This is a genomic window from Streptomyces sp. SPB162 (assembly GCF_029504575.1).
Taxonomy (GTDB): Bacteria; Actinomycetota; Actinomycetes; order Streptomycetales; family Streptomycetaceae; genus Actinacidiphila.
Genome location: NZ_JAQFII010000001.1, coordinates 165,418 through 179,375, shown reverse-complemented (window position 1 = coordinate 179,375; position 13,958 = coordinate 165,418). Strand labels below are relative to the sequence as shown.

The window sequence follows — 13,958 nt, the reverse complement described above, 5'->3', positions numbered from 1 at the left end:
GGCGTCGAGCCACCCCAGCAGCCGGAGTCCGTGCGGCCGTAGGAGGGGCCGAAGTTACTGGAGTTCTCCGGGCCGGGACGCTCGTCGCCGGCGAAGCTGCCGATGCCGCAGTAGACGTTGGAGTCCGCGAAGATCATGTACTTACGGTCCCGGCGGTTCAGCCCCTGGGTGGCCAGCGCCTGGTTGGTGGCGCTGAAGTCCTGCATCGCGGCGGCCGGCACCTCGAGGTTGAGCACCGCGACGGTGCAGTCGGACTCGGTGACGTAGCGGATGTGGCGTACGCCGCCGGTCTCCGTCGCGCTCGCGTTGTAGATGACGTCGGAGTCGTGCGCCCACTTCTTGAACGAGGGCAGGTACTCGGCGAAGCGGTTCGCACCGGGCCCGTGTGCGTAGACGACCTGGACGCGGTTGCCGGTCGATCCGTCGCCGTCACAGACCACGGCCGACGCCGCGTCCTGGGCCGCGGCGGCCTTGGCGGCGGGGCCCGTGGAGCCCGTCGCGGCGGGCGGGGCGGAGGCGACGGCCTTGCCGGGGTGAGCGGCGTCCAGCGTCGCCGGCACGTCCGACAGCAGCTCCGCGCCGCCCGGGGCCTTGCCGCCGCCGGCCTTGGGTATGGAGGCCGGCGCGATCGCCTTGACGGCCGGGGGTGTGTCCTTGGTGATGTCCACGCCCTTGGGCGGCGTGTCGGGGCCGTGCGTGCACTGCTTGACGCCCTCGACCTCGAAGCCGCCGACGCACGCGCTGTCCTCGGGGGCTGCTTCCAGACCCTTGTACACCATGCCCTTGCGCGGCTCGTCCGGCGGAACGTCGTCCAGCGCCTGCGGGACGGCCGAATCCACCTGCTGGGTGTTCGTGCCGCCGATGGCGCCCGTCGTGGCGAGCGCGGTGACGCCGCCGGCGACCAGCGTGGCCGACGCCAGCGCGATCGCGAGGACGGTCCGCCTCTTGGCCCTCGAACGGCGCCGGTGCTCGCCTCGATCTCTGAGCTGCAACAAGTTCATCCCATCATCGCGTCCGGACTGCGTTGCGGCGGGACACTGCCACATCGAACGCCCGTCCATCGACACGGATTTCGTTGCCCTCAGACGGGGTGAAGGTTCGCGATGGGGCGCGTCGGGGTGAACTGACGCCCGGTCATGAATGCTGAGAGTTTGCTGTGACCGGCGTATTTCAGTGACATTGCACTGGAGGTATAGACCTCCGGATCCGCCACCTCGGCGGAGCGGTGCCGCCGAGGCCTTCAGGACGACATGAGGTCGGCTTTAGGAACTCTTATGCTCCGCCGGGCCGCACGGCCGGTGGCGCGGCCGGCGTCCTCGCGCCGGAGCGCGGCTGATTCGATACCGTACGGTAACTTCCTTGTTCCAGAGGGTGATAAACATGCTGCGAGACTGCTCGGGCGTCCGAGGGTGGGACCCGCCCGGTTGGATGCCGCACGGGCTCGTTTCCCCCGTCGCGCTGCCCACGAAGCGGTCGACGGTCCGGTGATCCCGGTCGCCGCTCGCGGACCTGGCGATGCGGCCCTGGCGGACGCCCTGTTCGGCTCCGCACGGGCACGAGCGGTAGGCAGTCGCCCGAGGCGCGTGCGCGAAGGTGCCGCCGCCGTCCGCCGAACGACCGGAAGGAGCACCGCCGATGTTCACCAGAGGTACCGCGTCCGTGGAGAAGCAGCTGACGGAGCACCGGGCACGTCCCGGCCGGCCGGGCACGCCCCTGCCCGAGGCGTCCGCCTCAGCCGAATCCCGTACCCCGGCAGGCCCGCCGGGCCCGCCGGGCAGGGCCCGCGACGGCCGCCCGGGGGAGTTACCGGGCCGTGCGCACCCGGTGGTCGACGCCCCGTCGGCCCCGGTCGTCCCGGCCGCCCGGAGTGCCGCCGAGGCCGGCGGTCACGAGGCGGCCCTACAACTCCCCTCACCGCGCGAGGGAGGCGCCGCCCGCACCCCCGTCGTGCAAGGTCTCGCCGAAGGTCTGCTGCGGCAGCTCCCGCACCTCGTGGACGAGCTCATGGAACTCACCGTGGGCAGGGAGGTGGGGTACCTGGAGTTCGTACCGGGGTCCGATATACGCCGTTCCCTTCACGAGAACGTCCTCGGCTTCCTGCGGATCCTCGCCGGCAGGCCGCCCACCGACAGCGACCCGCTGGCCGTGCCCAGGACGTGGGGAGGCTACCGCGCACAGGAAGGCGTGTCGGTCGAATCCCTGTTGCAGGTCCACCGGCTGGCCACGCAACTCCTCTGGGAGAAGTTGTTCGACGCGGCCCGTGCGCTCTCCCCGGAAGTGCTGCAACGCCTCCTGGACGAGAGCGGGCCCGTTTGGGACGCGCTCGACAGCTACTCCCAGGCTTTCGTCGACGGGCACCAACTGGCGGAGGTCGACCACCGGCGCCGCAGCACCGAACACCGCGAGACGGTGATCGACGCGCTGATCGAGGGACGGGGCGTCGAGCCGGTGGTCGCGGCCGAGGCACAGGTGAGTCTCGGCCTTCCCGCGCGCGGCCGGTTCGTCGTGATCGCCGTGGCCGATGAGGCGCCGGCGCACGGGGGGCACGCGGAGCACGGGGAGCACGACGGCGCGAGGAACGGGGTGCCGCGGGCGTTGCGACATGCTCTGCCCTCCCACGCGGTGACGACCCTCTGGCGCAGGCGCGCCGACCGGCACATCGGACTGCTGGAACTGGGTGCCACCTCGCTGGGACGCCTCGTGGAAGCCCTTTCGGTCGGCGCGGCCCGGCGGGTGGGGATCTCCTGCGAGGTCGACAGCCTCGCCGACATCGCCACCGCCTACCACTGCGCCGAGACCGCCCTGCAGACGCTGCCCGCCGCCGCGCCGGGCGTCGCGGCCTTCGACGACCACCTGCTGGAAGCCCTCGTGGTGACCAGCCCGCACGTCGCGCAGCGGCTGGCACGCCACACGTTCGGACGGCTGCTCGACTGCCCCCAGGAGGAGCGGGACCTGCTGCTCGCGACCTTGGACGCCTGGTTCCGCGGCGGCTGCTCGGCCGCCAGGGCCGCCGACGAACTGCACTGCCACCGCAACACCGTGCTCAATCGGCTGCGCCGCGTCGAAACGCTGACCGGCAGCGCGCTGGACGACGCCCGGCACCAACTCGCGTGCCGGATGGCCCTCGTGGCCGTGCGCTGCCCCTGACCGTACCGGCACGTCCCGGCTTCTCACCGCCCAGAACCCCCTGACCTGCCGCGTTGTGCGCGGCGCACAGCCGGGTCACGGCAATCCGCAGCAGGCGGCCATCGACTACGGCGGCGCCGCGAGGAACCCTGGAGGTGGGGGAACACGCACACGTGGCCGGCTTCACCACCGGTGCACGGACCGGCTTCCAGATGAGCGGCCGACCCTCCCGGGCCGACGGTCCCGTCTGCAACGCGGCAGGCGGCACGGATCGCGGCGCGGCCCATGGTCCCCGAGTTCCTGCTGGGAGAGATGCTGTGACAGACGTATTCGTCGACTCGTTCGTCCACGCACTGGGCGAACGTAAAGCACACGTCAGTGAGACGGGTGCCGCAGGGCGCCTGATGTCCTCGGCGCAGGACCTGGAGTCGGCGGGCTTCCGCTGGCACCACGTTTGCGAGCCCACGACCAGCGCCTATGACCTGGCCAAGAACGCCACCGCGCAGCTCGCCGACTCCGGTCGGCTGGGCGAGGTGGACGCGATCGTCTACGCGACGTGCCTGCCCGTCAACGGCAACGCCGGGGACCCCGCCGCCTGGGAGCGCAGCCGGGACGTGAAGCACCTGATGGACTTCCCCGCCGGCCGGCTGCAGGCCGACTTCGGGCTCGAGAAGGCCGTCGTCATCGGACTCAACCAGCAGGCGTGCACGGCGATGCTGGGATCCCTGCGGCTGGCCGGGGCGATGCTCCAGGCCGAAGAGGGCTGGGAGCGGGTGCTGTGCGTGACGGCCGACCGCTTCCCGGAGGGGGCACGGTACGAGCAGGCCTACAACCTGATCTCCGACGGTGCGGCGGCCTGTGTCGTCAGCCGGCAGCCCGCCGCGTTCCGGCTGGTGACCGCACACCAGATCACCAACGGCGGCCTCGGACAGGCGGACGACGACGAAACGGTCGGCATGTACTTCGCGTACACGCACCGGCTGGTGCGCGAGACCCTGACCCGGGCCGGCCTGTCGGCCGCGGACCTGGACTGGGTCGTCACGCAGAACACCAACGACAAGGCGTGGCAGATCCTGGCCCGCCTGCTGGGGGTGGACGCCGGGAAGGTCTTCTTCTCGTCCATGCGGGACGTGGGGCACGTCATCTCCGCCGACAACATCGTCAACCTCGCGGAACTGATCGCTTCCGGCCGGGTGCGGTCCGGTCAGTACGTCGCCCTCGTGATGGCCGGATTCGGCCTGAACTGGCAGTGCGTCATCTTGCGGGCCACCGACTCCTTCCCACGGTGAGCCGGCAGGTCACCGGCACACCCGACCAACGACCAGAGACGTTTGATGAGGATCGTTTGAGCAGTACGGAGAACACCCCGAAACCCCGGCTCGCCGAGGCGATCGCCTCACTCGGTGACACGGTGAACAGACTCAGCCACCTGTCGAAGCGCTCCTACCAGAACCCCTACGTCACGTTGGGGCAGTGGCCGGCGGAGGTCCGGCCCGAGGAGGAGTGGTTCAGCTCCCCCGAGTACGTGAGCCTGTACGGCACCCCGCTGTGGGAGACGCTCGATGAGGCCGCCAGGCGACGGCTGGCCTTCCATGAGGCCGTCAACTTCTACAGTCTCAACATCCACGGCGAGAAGGGTCTGATGCAGGGCCTGGCGCAGCGGCTGTACCGCAAGGACCTGCTGGGCGTCTCGGAGTACCTGCACCACTTCCTCGACGAGGAGAACAAGCACAGCATCTACTTCGGCGGTTTCTGCACCCGGTACGCGAAGGTGTACCGCACCCGCCAGTTCGCACTGCCGGAGGCCCGCTCGCAGAGCGTCGAGGACTTCCTCTTCTTCGCCAAGACCATGATCTTCGAGGAGATCGTGGACCGTTACAACTGGATCCAGGCCCGGGACGCCCGGCTGCATCCCGTGGCGCGCTTCATCAACGACAACCACCACGTCGAGGAATCGCGGCACCTGGTGTTCGGCCGCCAACTGGTGACCGCGCTGTGGGAGGCCTGCGTCCCGTCCTGGGGCACCGACACGGTGGCGGACCTGCACGGCGAGTTGGAGCAGTTCTTCGTCGGCAGCTGGCGCGAGTACTACAACCCCGACGTCTACGCCGACGCCGGGCTGGACGAGCCGTGGGAAGTCGCGGAACAGGCCTGGTCCGCTCCGGCCCAGCGCGCCCACCGCCGTGACGTCTCGACGAAGGTCGTCACCTTTCTCATCGCGGCGGGGATTCTCGACAAGGAGCCGGTCGATGCCTTCTGACCAGGAGATCCGGGACCGGCTGCGAACGTGGGTCCTCGGCAAGGCCTCCGGCCTGTCCGCCGCGGACCTCACGGACCGCACGCCCCTGTTCGAGGAGCGGCACCTGCGCTCCGTGCACCTGCCGGAACTGCTGCTGTTCCTGGAACGGCTGCGTGCCTCACCGATCGACGTGGAGGACCTGCGACCAGGGGACTTCCGCGACATCCACACGATCGTGGACCGGTTCGGCGGAGCGGCGGTGACGCCGTGACCCGCGCGACGGCGAACACCGCCGGACCCGACCGCCTCACCGCTCTGCACCGTATCGGTCTGTCCTGGCAGCCGTCCGGACAAGCGGCCCTGCGCGGCCCGCTGTTGCGCCTCTTCGAGGACTGCGACCGCGCCTTCGTGCGGCTCGCCTCCCTCTGGGACGCGCAGGAGGAGCGGCATCCCGCGTCGCTGCCCGCCCAGCGGCTGGAGCAGGTCGGCTACCTCCGCTCCTTCCCGCACCAGGCGACCTTCGTGGCCCGGCTGAGCCCGGAGGAGGAGAACATCGACGCCTTCCTCGACGGCCCCGTCGCGGATGACGACGGCCGGGTCGAGCTGCCCGGCCTCTCGCCGGTCACCGAGGTCCTGACCCCGGCGGCCTGCTACCACCTCTACAACGCCCACCAGGGCGAAGCCCTGGACGGCCCGCTGTACCTGACGACCCGGAACACCTGTTTCCGTCAGGAGACGCACCATGTGCCGCTGCGGCGGCTGAGCAGCTTCACGATGCGGGAGATCGTCTGCCTCGGCACCACCGCGGAGACGGTCGACTTCCTCGACCACGCCCGCTCCGCCGTCGACCTGTTCTTCGGGCTCATCGACCTGGACGTGCAGTGGCTGGCGGCGACCGACCCCTTCTTCCGGCCCCAGGGCAACCCGCGCCACCTGCTGCAGCGGGTCCAGCCGGTGAAGCACGAGGCGACGTACGGAGGTGACCTGGCCATCGCGTCGGTCAACCGGCACCACGACCACTTCGGGGCCGGCTTCGGCCTGAGCCGCGACGGCCGCCCGGCCGACAGCTGCTGCGTGGCCTTCGGCCTCGAACGCTGGCTGTTCGCCCTGACCGACCGCCACGGCCTCGACCCGGCCTCCTGGCCCTGCCTGGAGGACGCGGCGACGACGGTGCTGGCGAAGCTGCGGGGAGGCACCGCGTGAGGGGGACCACCGTCATCACCGGCGCGGACGGCTACCTGGGCCGCCGGCTCGCCGCCGCACTGCTCGACGACGGGGACGACGAGCTGATCCTGGCCGTCCGCGCCGCCTCCGCGGCCGAACTCGCCCGCAAACAGCAGCGGCTGGCGGCGGAGTTGGGGTCGGCCGCCGCGGGACGGACCCGGTGTGTGGCGGCGGATGTCCGCCACGACGACCTGCTGAGCGACGTGGATCCGGGCGTGGTCACCCGCATCGTCCACGCGGCGGCCGTCACCCGCTTCAACGTCGAACGGGACCTCGCCGACGACGTCAACGTGGCCGGTACCGTCCGGCTGCGGGCCTTCGCCGAACGCTGCGCACACCTGCGGCGCTTCGCGCTGCTCTCCACGCTGTACGCCGCGGGCAGCCGGCAGGGCGACATCGCGGAGGAGCCGTCGGTGCCCGCCGGCTTCGTCAACCACTACGAGTGGTCGAAGTGGGCGGCCGAGGAGCACCTCCTGGACGCGGCGGACCGGCTACCGGTCTCGGTCCTGAGGCTGCCCACCATCATCGCCGACGACGACAGCGGGCGGGTGACGCAGTACAACGTCTTCCACAACACGCTCAAGCTCTTCCATTACGGGCTGCTCTCACTGCTCCCGGGGGACGAGAAGACGCCGCTCTCCCTCGCGACGGCCGACTTCACCGTGTCGGCGGTCACCCACCTGCTCGATCCCGCGGTGGTCGACGGCGTCTACCACGTCTGCCCCGACCCGGAGCAGACGCCGACCCTCGGCGAACTCGTCGACACCGCCTTCACCGTCTTCGCCCGCGACGCCGGATTCCAGCGGCGCGGCCTGCTGCGGCCGGTCCCCTGCGACCGGGAGAGCTTCGACGACCTGCTGCAGGCCGCCACCGGGCTGCGCGCCGGGCCGCTGCACCAGTCGCTCGCTTCGGTCTCGCCTTTCGCCGCGCAGCTCTACCTGCCGAAGACGTTCCACAACGAAGCGCTGCGGGCGGCCTGGCCCGGCTACGCGGCCCCCGATCCGCACGCGCTGACCGAAGCCGTCTGCACCCGGCTGGTCGCCTCGAAGTGGGGCCGCCGGCCCGAGGAGACATCGTGACCCTGTCCGAGAACGACCTGTGGCTGCTGAGCTACTACCGCTCCTCCGAGATCAACGGCGCCCTGTTCTTCGGCAGGGTCGCCCGCACCCTGCGCGGCAGCCCGCTGCAGGCGAACGTGACCCACCACTTCGCCGACGAGGCCAACCACGCGAAGTACTGGACCCGTTGCATCGAGGACCTCGGCCACACGGCGGTGAAGTTGTCCGGCGGTTACCAGGACCAGTACCTGGAGGCCGTCGGGCTGCCCGCCAACCTCATGGAGGTCATGGCGGTCACCCAGGTCTTCGAGAAGCGGGTCATCGCCCAGTACCACCGCCACCTCCGGGCCGGGGACACCCATCCGCTGGTCCGGCAGACCATCGAGACGATCATGGAGGACGAGCGCTGGCACGTGAAGTACGTCAAGGACGCCCTGGAGGAGATGGCGGGCCGGTACGGCCAGGAGTACATCGACTCCACCCTGGCCCGCTTCACCACGGCCGACGAGGAGGTCTACGCGAAGACCCTCGCGGAGTACGGCGAACGCATCTCGTTCCTCGGCGGCCGCGGCCCGCTCCTGGAGCATCCGGCCTCCGACGGGGACGCGGCGTGACCGGCACCGCGGCGCCCCCGGCCCGGGGCGGGACGACGGTGCTCGCCGTATGGACCCGGAGACCGCTGCACCCCACCTCGCTGACCCGGCGGGAGGGCGCGCGCTTCGCCGTACTCACCGGCCGGGTGCAGCGGGAGCAGTGGCTGATCGCGCGCCATGCCCTGCGGACGCTGCTGGGGGTACTGGGGCTGCCCACCGACACGACCGGCTATGCCTTCCCGCACCGCCGGCTGTCGCTCTCCCACGTCGGGGGAGCAGCCGTCGCCGCCGGCCTTGCGGTCCCGGACGAGGACGTCGCGGGCGTCGGTGTCGATCTGGAAACCGTCCGCGAGGCACCCGCGGCGACCGCGCGCTTCTTCCTCGACGACCGCGAACGCTGCTGGCTCGACACCGTCGCCGAAAGCGCCCGCGCGGCGGAACACGTACGGCTGTGGACGGTCAAGGAAGCGCTGTACAAAGCGGATCCCGACAACCGGCACACCGTTCTGCGCGACTACACCACCGACGACCCGGCAGCCGCTTCCGGCCCCGCCCGGCGCCGTCCGCCGCACGGCGCCGTCTTCGGCTACACCGCCGCCCGGTTCGGCGATGCCCGGCTGGCCGTGGCGGCCTCCGCCCACCGTTCACCGATCGCACCCGTAAGGACCGCACCCGTGCCCTCCGTCACCTTCGACGACGTCGCCCACCGCATCAGCGCGACGCTCTCGGTTCCCGTCGACTCCCTGACCCCCGAAACGCAGCTGCGGGACCTCGCCGCCGACAGCTTCCTGCTGGTCGAGATGGCCGTCGACCTGCAGGAGGAGTTCGACGCGCTGTTCACCCAGGCCGACCTGCGGGAGGTGACCACCCTGGGGCAACTCGCCGGACTGGTGGGCGCGCGGCCCTGACGCCGGACCCCGACCACGTATCCGGCCGGCACGCACGCTGCCTCGCCGGCCCGTCCCACCGCCCGAACACGCCTCTCCACCCGACCCCCCGGAGCGCGGAATGTCGCAGCGTCTGAGCCAAGCCCTCCACCGGTTCCGCGGACCTCTGCTGGCTGTCTGGCTGGTGGCGCTCGTCGCGGCCGCCGTCGCGGCCCTGCCGCTGGCCGACCGGCTGAGCGGCGGCGGCTGGTACGTCCCCGGATCGGACTCGCTGCGGGCGGTGCAGTCGATGAGGTCGGGATTCGCCGACCGGGGCGCCAGCAACCTCACGCTGGTCGTGACGGACGAGCGCAACCTGGCCGGCAGCGCGGAGTTCGACCGGCGGATGAGCCGGGTCATGCGCGAGGTCACCGGCGACAAGCGGCTGCAGGCGACCGGGAGTTACGGCTGGCTCACCCTGTCCGGCGACGCCCGGAAGGAGTTCGTGGGCAAGGACGGCCGGACGGCCGTCACCACGGTCGGATCGGCGCTGGACGACGGGACGGCCCGTCGCGTCCTGCCGGACGTGCAGCAGGAGATCGACCACCGCTACGCGCCCCAGGGCCTGCGGGTCTCGATGGTCAGCGCGGGAACGTTCTGGGGCGAGATCAACAAGCTGAGCGCGGAAGGGCTGCAGCAAGCCGAGCTGATCACCTTCCCGCTGGTGCTGCTCATCCTGCTGCTGCTCTACCGCGGGGTGGTCGCCGCCGTGGTCTCGTTCGTGGTGTCGGTGACCGCGATCGTGCTCACCTTCGGGGTGATGTCCGTACTGGCCGCGCACATCGAGCTGTCGATCTTCGTCCAGAACGCGGCGACCATGATCGGGCTGGGGGTCAGTGTCGACTACTCACTCTTCATCATCTCCCGCTACGTCGATGAGCTGACCGCCGGTCGCGATCGCACCACCGCGCTGGCGACGGCCCTGCGGACCAGCGGGAGAACCGTGCTCTTCTCCGGGCTGATCGTCGTCCTGGCCATGTCCAGCCTCTTCCTGGTGGACCTCAACGTCATACGCTCCATCGCGCTGGGTATCGTCGTCGTGGTCGCCTTCGCCACCCTGGCCAGCGTCGTGGTCCTGCCCGTCGTCCTCCATCTGGTCGGCGACCGCATCCTGTGGGGACGCCTGCCCGGGCGGCGGGCCCCAGGGGAGCATCGCCCGGCGACGGCGGAACAGGGCGACCGCTGGGGGAGGCTGGCGCGGCAGATCATGCGCCGGCCCGTGCTGTTCCTGACGTTGGCGAGCGCCGCCCTGTTGGCGCTGGCCGCTCCCTCCCTCGACCTGCACACGTTCACCCCCGATGCGCGCATCGCGCCCACCTCGTCCCCCGTGCGCCAGGGTTTCGACACCCTGCGCGAGCAGTTCGGGCCGGGCACGGCCTCCCCCCACCAGGTCGTCATCACGTCGCGGACGGCGCTGTCCGCGTCACCCGGCGCCGGGGAGGTCGCCGCCTTGCAGGAGCGGCTCGCCCGGCTGCCCCATGTCACCGCGGTCCGCTCCCCGCTGGACGTGCTGCGCTCCGTCAGCCCCGAGCGGCCGCTGGCCGGGCTGGACGCGGCCGTGTTCTCGCGCCTGCCCGGCGACGCCCGCGGCACCGTCGACCACTACGTCTCCGCCGACCGCCGCACGATGGTGCTGGAGGTCATCGGGGACGACTACGCCTCGTCCGACGACTCCCGCGCGCTGCTGGCTTCCGTCCGCTCGGCGGCGGCCCGGGATCAGCACCCCCGGCCTGCACGCGGTGGTCGGCGGCGAGACCGCGGAAGGCGCCGACGCCAACACCGCGATCGGGGACGCCCTGCCGGAGGTGGTCGCGGTGATGCTGGCCGTCCTCTACCTGATGCTGCTGGTCACCTTCCGGTCCCTGCTGTTGCCGGTGAAGGCCATCGCGATCAACGTGCTGTCGCTCGGCGCGACCTACGGCGTGCTGGTGCTGGTCTTCCAACGCGGCCTGGGCTCCACGCTCTTCGGTTTCGAACGCTCCGACCACCTGCAGAACTTCGTCCCGATCCTGCTGCTGGCGATCCTGTTCAGCCTCAGTACCGACTACGAGGTCTTCCTGCTCCGCCGTATCCGCGAGGAGCACGACGCCGGCGCGGACAACACGTCCGCGGTGGCCGCCGGGATGGCCAGGACCGCACCGTTGATCTCCGGGGCCGCGCTGTTGATGGTCGCGGTGTTCGGCGCCTTCGCACTGACCGGCATCATGCCGATCCAGCAGCTCGGCCTCGGCCTCGCGCTGGCCATCGCCCTGGACGCCACCGTCATCCGGCTCATCGTGGTGCCCGCCGCGATGCGGCTGATGGGCCGCTGGAACTGGTGGCTGCCGGGCCGCCGGCCGACCCCGGCCACCCCGTCCGACCGAGCCTCCGAGCCCTCGGAGCCCTCAGGCCGGGTGTGAGCCCCGGCCTCTCCGCTGCCACGCGCCTCCCATTTTTCCTCGTGCCGCATTCGAAAGGACCCCGATCCCGTGGACAAGCCCGCCCTTTTCCTCCTCCTGCTGAATTTCGCCGTCATCGGAGCGCTCCCCAGAGTCTTCTTCCGGTCCGACGGCCGCTTCAACGCGAAGTGGTGGCTCACGGCCCTGCCCTTCGGCCTCACTCCGCTGTTCATCGCCGTGTCCACGGCCGTCGGCTGGGAGCCGATGGCTCCCGACTCCTGGCGCACCGGGCTGGATCTCGTGGCGGTGGCACTGAACGCCGTCTCGATCGCCCTGATCTTCCTGACCCTGGGCACGCACCGGATCCCCGTCGCGCTGTGGCACCAGGAGAACGACGAGCCGCGGCACATCGTGACCCACGGTGCCTACGGACTGATCCGGCACCCGTTCTACGCTGCCTTCCTGCTGGCGTTCCTCAGCGGAGCGGCGCTCTTCCCGCACCCGGTCACGGCGGCTCTGTTCTGCTACGGGTTCTTCGCGCTCAACACCACGGCCGCGCAGGAGGAACGCCGGCTCAGCGGGTCGGAGTTCGGGGCGGAGTACCGGAGGTACCTCGCCGGGACGGGACGCTTCCTGCCCCGTCCCGGCCGGGCGGCGCCGGCGGAGACCAGCCGGGTGGGGAGCTAGCCGTGCGGGACCTTCCGCCGCTCACCGCCTGGCTGACCGACCCCCGTCCCGGTCGCGGCGTGCACCTGGCCGACGACTCCGGCGGCTGGGCGTACGTCCCCTATCCGGAGCTGGCGGCCGCCGCCCACCGGGCCGCCGCCGCGATGCGGTCGGCCGGCGTCCGCCGAGGCGACGTCGTGTGCCTGCTGATGCCCACCGGGCTGCCCTGTCTGGCGGCGCTGTTCGGAGCCTGGGCGGCCGGCGCGACGGTCTCCCCGCTGCCGCCGCCCTCGTTCCAGACCGATGACGCGTACGTCGAGCACATCGTCGCCATCCTGGAGCAGGCAGCGCCCGCCCTGGTGGTCGCGAGCGGGGAGTTCGACGCCCTGGCAGCCCGCGCGATGACCCGGGCGGGGCTTCCCGGCCGTCCGTGGACGCCCCAGGAGATCACTGACGGGGTACCCGTGCCCGGAGATCCCGTACCCGAGGATCCGGTGGCTCCGCCCCAGGACGCCATCGCCGTACTCCAGTTCACCTCCGGCTCCACCGGGCGACCCCGCGGAGTCCGGGTCTCCTGGCAGAACCTGGCGGCGAACCGCGCCCTGCAGAGCCGCCTGATCGGATGGCGGGACGGGGACGGCTTCGCGTCCTGGCTGCCGCTCCATCACGACATGGGCCTGATCGGCTGCTGCCTCTTCCCGGTCGCCTCGCAGAGCGACCTGTGGCTGATGCGCCCGGAACAGTTCATCCGCGACCCGGCCCGCTGGCTGGCCTGCTTCGCGCCCGGCCGTGCGGCGCACTCGGCGGCGCCGTCGTTCGCCTTCGCCTACGCGGCCCGGCGGGTCCGCCCGCGACGGCTGGACGAGCTGGACCTGTCCGGGTGGCGCAGTGTCTGCGTCGGAGCCGAGGCGGTCGACCCGGCGGCGCTCTCCGCGTTCGCCCGGTTCGCCGCACCGGCCGGGTTCTCCCCGGACGCGTATGTGCCCTCCTACGGACTGGCGGAGAACACCCTCGCGGTGTCGGGCGCCACCGCGCCGCTGCTGATGCTGCACCCCGACTGGGCGGCATTGCGCATGGGCCGGGAGGTGGTCGTCGAGGCAACCGCGCGACTGGGCGACCGGGCTGTCGAGCCGGGCTCCGGCTGGCTCGTCGGCCACGGCTTCCCCCAGGACGGGGACGGCGTCGCCGTCCGCATCCTCGACGAGGACGGCGCCCCCGTCCCGGCGGGCCGTCTCGGGGAGATCGCGGTGTCGGGCACCTCGGTGGCAGCCGGGTATCACGCGGGGCGGGAGGGTGGTCCTGACTCCACCCGCTTCGTCGACGGTGAACTGCGCACGGCCGACGCCGGTTTCCTGCACGACGGCCAGCTCTTCGTCCTGGGCCGGATGGGCGACAGCCTGAAGCTCCGCGGACGGAGCGTCTACGTCGACGACCTCGACGCGAAGGTCGCCGCCGTGATCGGGGTGGACCGGGACCGCGCGGCGGTGGTGGCCCTGAACGACCGCGGCCGGGCGGGCGTCGCCGTCTTCGTGGAAGCCGCCCCCGGGCCCTGGACCGAGAAGGTGACCGAGATGCTGCGCGCCGAACTCGGCCCCGAGCCCGCCCTCACCCTCGTCACCGGCCGCCGCGGCTTGCTCAAGCGCACCACCAGCGGCAAGCTGCGCCGCCGTCACATGTGGCAACTGCTCCAGGAGGGCGCTCTCTCCGGCGCCGTGTGCCGCAATCCCTGATCGCCGGGCTTCAGAAGA

At 71.5% G+C, this 13,958-nt stretch carries 15 protein-coding genes; 11 read left to right on the top strand and 4 right to left on the bottom strand.

Features of this window, described 5'->3' with window-relative positions; translation table 11 throughout:
• Positions 1-1,635: 1,635 nt before the first annotated feature.
• The 8 genes from M2266_RS00890 to M2266_RS00855 all read left to right on the top strand — a co-directional run bounded on the left by M2266_RS00890 (position 1,636) and on the right by M2266_RS00855 (position 9,148).
• Positions 1,636-3,147 (top strand): PucR family transcriptional regulator, encoded by a 1,512-nt coding sequence (locus tag M2266_RS00890; RefSeq protein WP_277436323.1) that lies wholly within the window; start codon positions 1,636-1,638, stop codon positions 3,145-3,147.
• A gap of 296 nt (positions 3,148-3,443) precedes the next feature.
• On the top strand, positions 3,444-4,415 hold the full coding sequence (locus M2266_RS00885; RefSeq protein WP_277436322.1) for a 3-oxoacyl-[acyl-carrier-protein] synthase III C-terminal domain-containing protein: 972 nt from the start codon (positions 3,444-3,446) through the stop codon (positions 4,413-4,415).
• A 56-nt stretch (positions 4,416-4,471) separates the two neighbouring features.
• Positions 4,472-5,386, top strand: coding sequence for a diiron oxygenase (locus tag M2266_RS00880; RefSeq protein WP_277436321.1), 915 nt, complete (start codon positions 4,472-4,474; stop codon positions 5,384-5,386).
• A complete protein-coding gene (locus M2266_RS00875; RefSeq protein ID WP_277436320.1) occupies positions 5,376-5,636 on the top strand; it encodes a hypothetical protein in 261 nt (86 codons plus the stop codon). Before M2266_RS00880 ends, M2266_RS00875 begins: the two co-directional genes overlap by 11 nt.
• Positions 5,633-6,568 carry a hypothetical protein gene (locus M2266_RS00870; RefSeq protein ID WP_277436319.1) on the top strand — a complete coding sequence of 312 codons (936 nt, stop codon included), beginning with the start codon at positions 5,633-5,635 and terminating at the stop codon, positions 6,566-6,568. The genes M2266_RS00875 and M2266_RS00870 overlap by 4 nt, the downstream gene beginning before the upstream one ends.
• Entirely contained in the window at positions 6,565-7,668 is a 1,104-nt protein-coding gene (locus M2266_RS00865) for an SDR family oxidoreductase (RefSeq protein WP_277436318.1), read from the top strand. The genes M2266_RS00870 and M2266_RS00865 overlap by 4 nt, the downstream gene beginning before the upstream one ends.
• Complete coding sequence (locus M2266_RS00860) at positions 7,665-8,261, top strand: ferritin-like domain-containing protein (protein ID WP_277436317.1); 597 nt, start codon at positions 7,665-7,667, stop codon at positions 8,259-8,261. The genes M2266_RS00865 and M2266_RS00860 overlap by 4 nt, the downstream gene beginning before the upstream one ends.
• Positions 8,258-9,148 (top strand): 4'-phosphopantetheinyl transferase superfamily protein, encoded by an 891-nt coding sequence (locus M2266_RS00855; RefSeq protein ID WP_277436316.1) that lies wholly within the window; start codon positions 8,258-8,260, stop codon positions 9,146-9,148. The genes M2266_RS00860 and M2266_RS00855 overlap by 4 nt, the downstream gene beginning before the upstream one ends.
• A 567-nt stretch (positions 9,149-9,715) precedes the next feature.
• On the opposite strand, the gene M2266_RS00850 is transcribed toward M2266_RS00855, so the two are convergent.
• From M2266_RS00850 to M2266_RS00835, 4 genes are all read right to left on the bottom strand, one after another.
• On the bottom strand, positions 9,716-9,841 hold the full coding sequence (locus M2266_RS00850) for a hypothetical protein (protein WP_277436315.1): 126 nt from the start codon (positions 9,839-9,841) through the stop codon (positions 9,716-9,718).
• Between the two features lie 12 nt (positions 9,842-9,853).
• Positions 9,854-9,985, bottom strand: coding sequence for a hypothetical protein (locus M2266_RS00845; RefSeq protein ID WP_277436314.1), 132 nt, complete (start codon positions 9,983-9,985; stop codon positions 9,854-9,856).
• 28 nt (positions 9,986-10,013) lie between these two features.
• Positions 10,014-10,259 (bottom strand): hypothetical protein, encoded by a 246-nt coding sequence (locus M2266_RS00840; RefSeq protein WP_277436313.1) that lies wholly within the window; start codon positions 10,257-10,259, stop codon positions 10,014-10,016.
• 330 nt (positions 10,260-10,589) lie between these two features.
• Positions 10,590-10,769, bottom strand: a complete 180-nt coding sequence (locus tag M2266_RS00835) for a hypothetical protein (protein ID WP_277441419.1) — start codon at positions 10,767-10,769, stop codon at positions 10,590-10,592.
• A gap of 112 nt (positions 10,770-10,881) precedes the next feature.
• Here M2266_RS00835 and M2266_RS00830 point away from each other — a divergent pair, with 112 nt between their 5' ends.
• The 3 genes from M2266_RS00830 to M2266_RS00820 all read left to right on the top strand — a co-directional run bounded on the left by M2266_RS00830 (position 10,882) and on the right by M2266_RS00820 (position 13,940).
• Positions 10,882-11,565: an MMPL family transporter gene (locus tag M2266_RS00830; protein ID WP_277441018.1), complete on the top strand. Its 684-nt coding sequence runs from the start codon at positions 10,882-10,884 to the stop codon at positions 11,563-11,565.
• 69 nt (positions 11,566-11,634) lie between these two features.
• Positions 11,635-12,231, top strand: coding sequence for an isoprenylcysteine carboxylmethyltransferase family protein (locus tag M2266_RS00825; protein ID WP_277436312.1), 597 nt, complete (start codon positions 11,635-11,637; stop codon positions 12,229-12,231).
• Positions 12,232-12,233: 2 nt separating this feature from the next.
• Positions 12,234-13,940: an AMP-binding protein gene (locus tag M2266_RS00820; RefSeq protein ID WP_277436311.1), complete on the top strand. Its 1,707-nt coding sequence runs from the start codon at positions 12,234-12,236 to the stop codon at positions 13,938-13,940.
• The last annotated feature ends 18 nt before the right edge of the window (positions 13,941-13,958 follow it).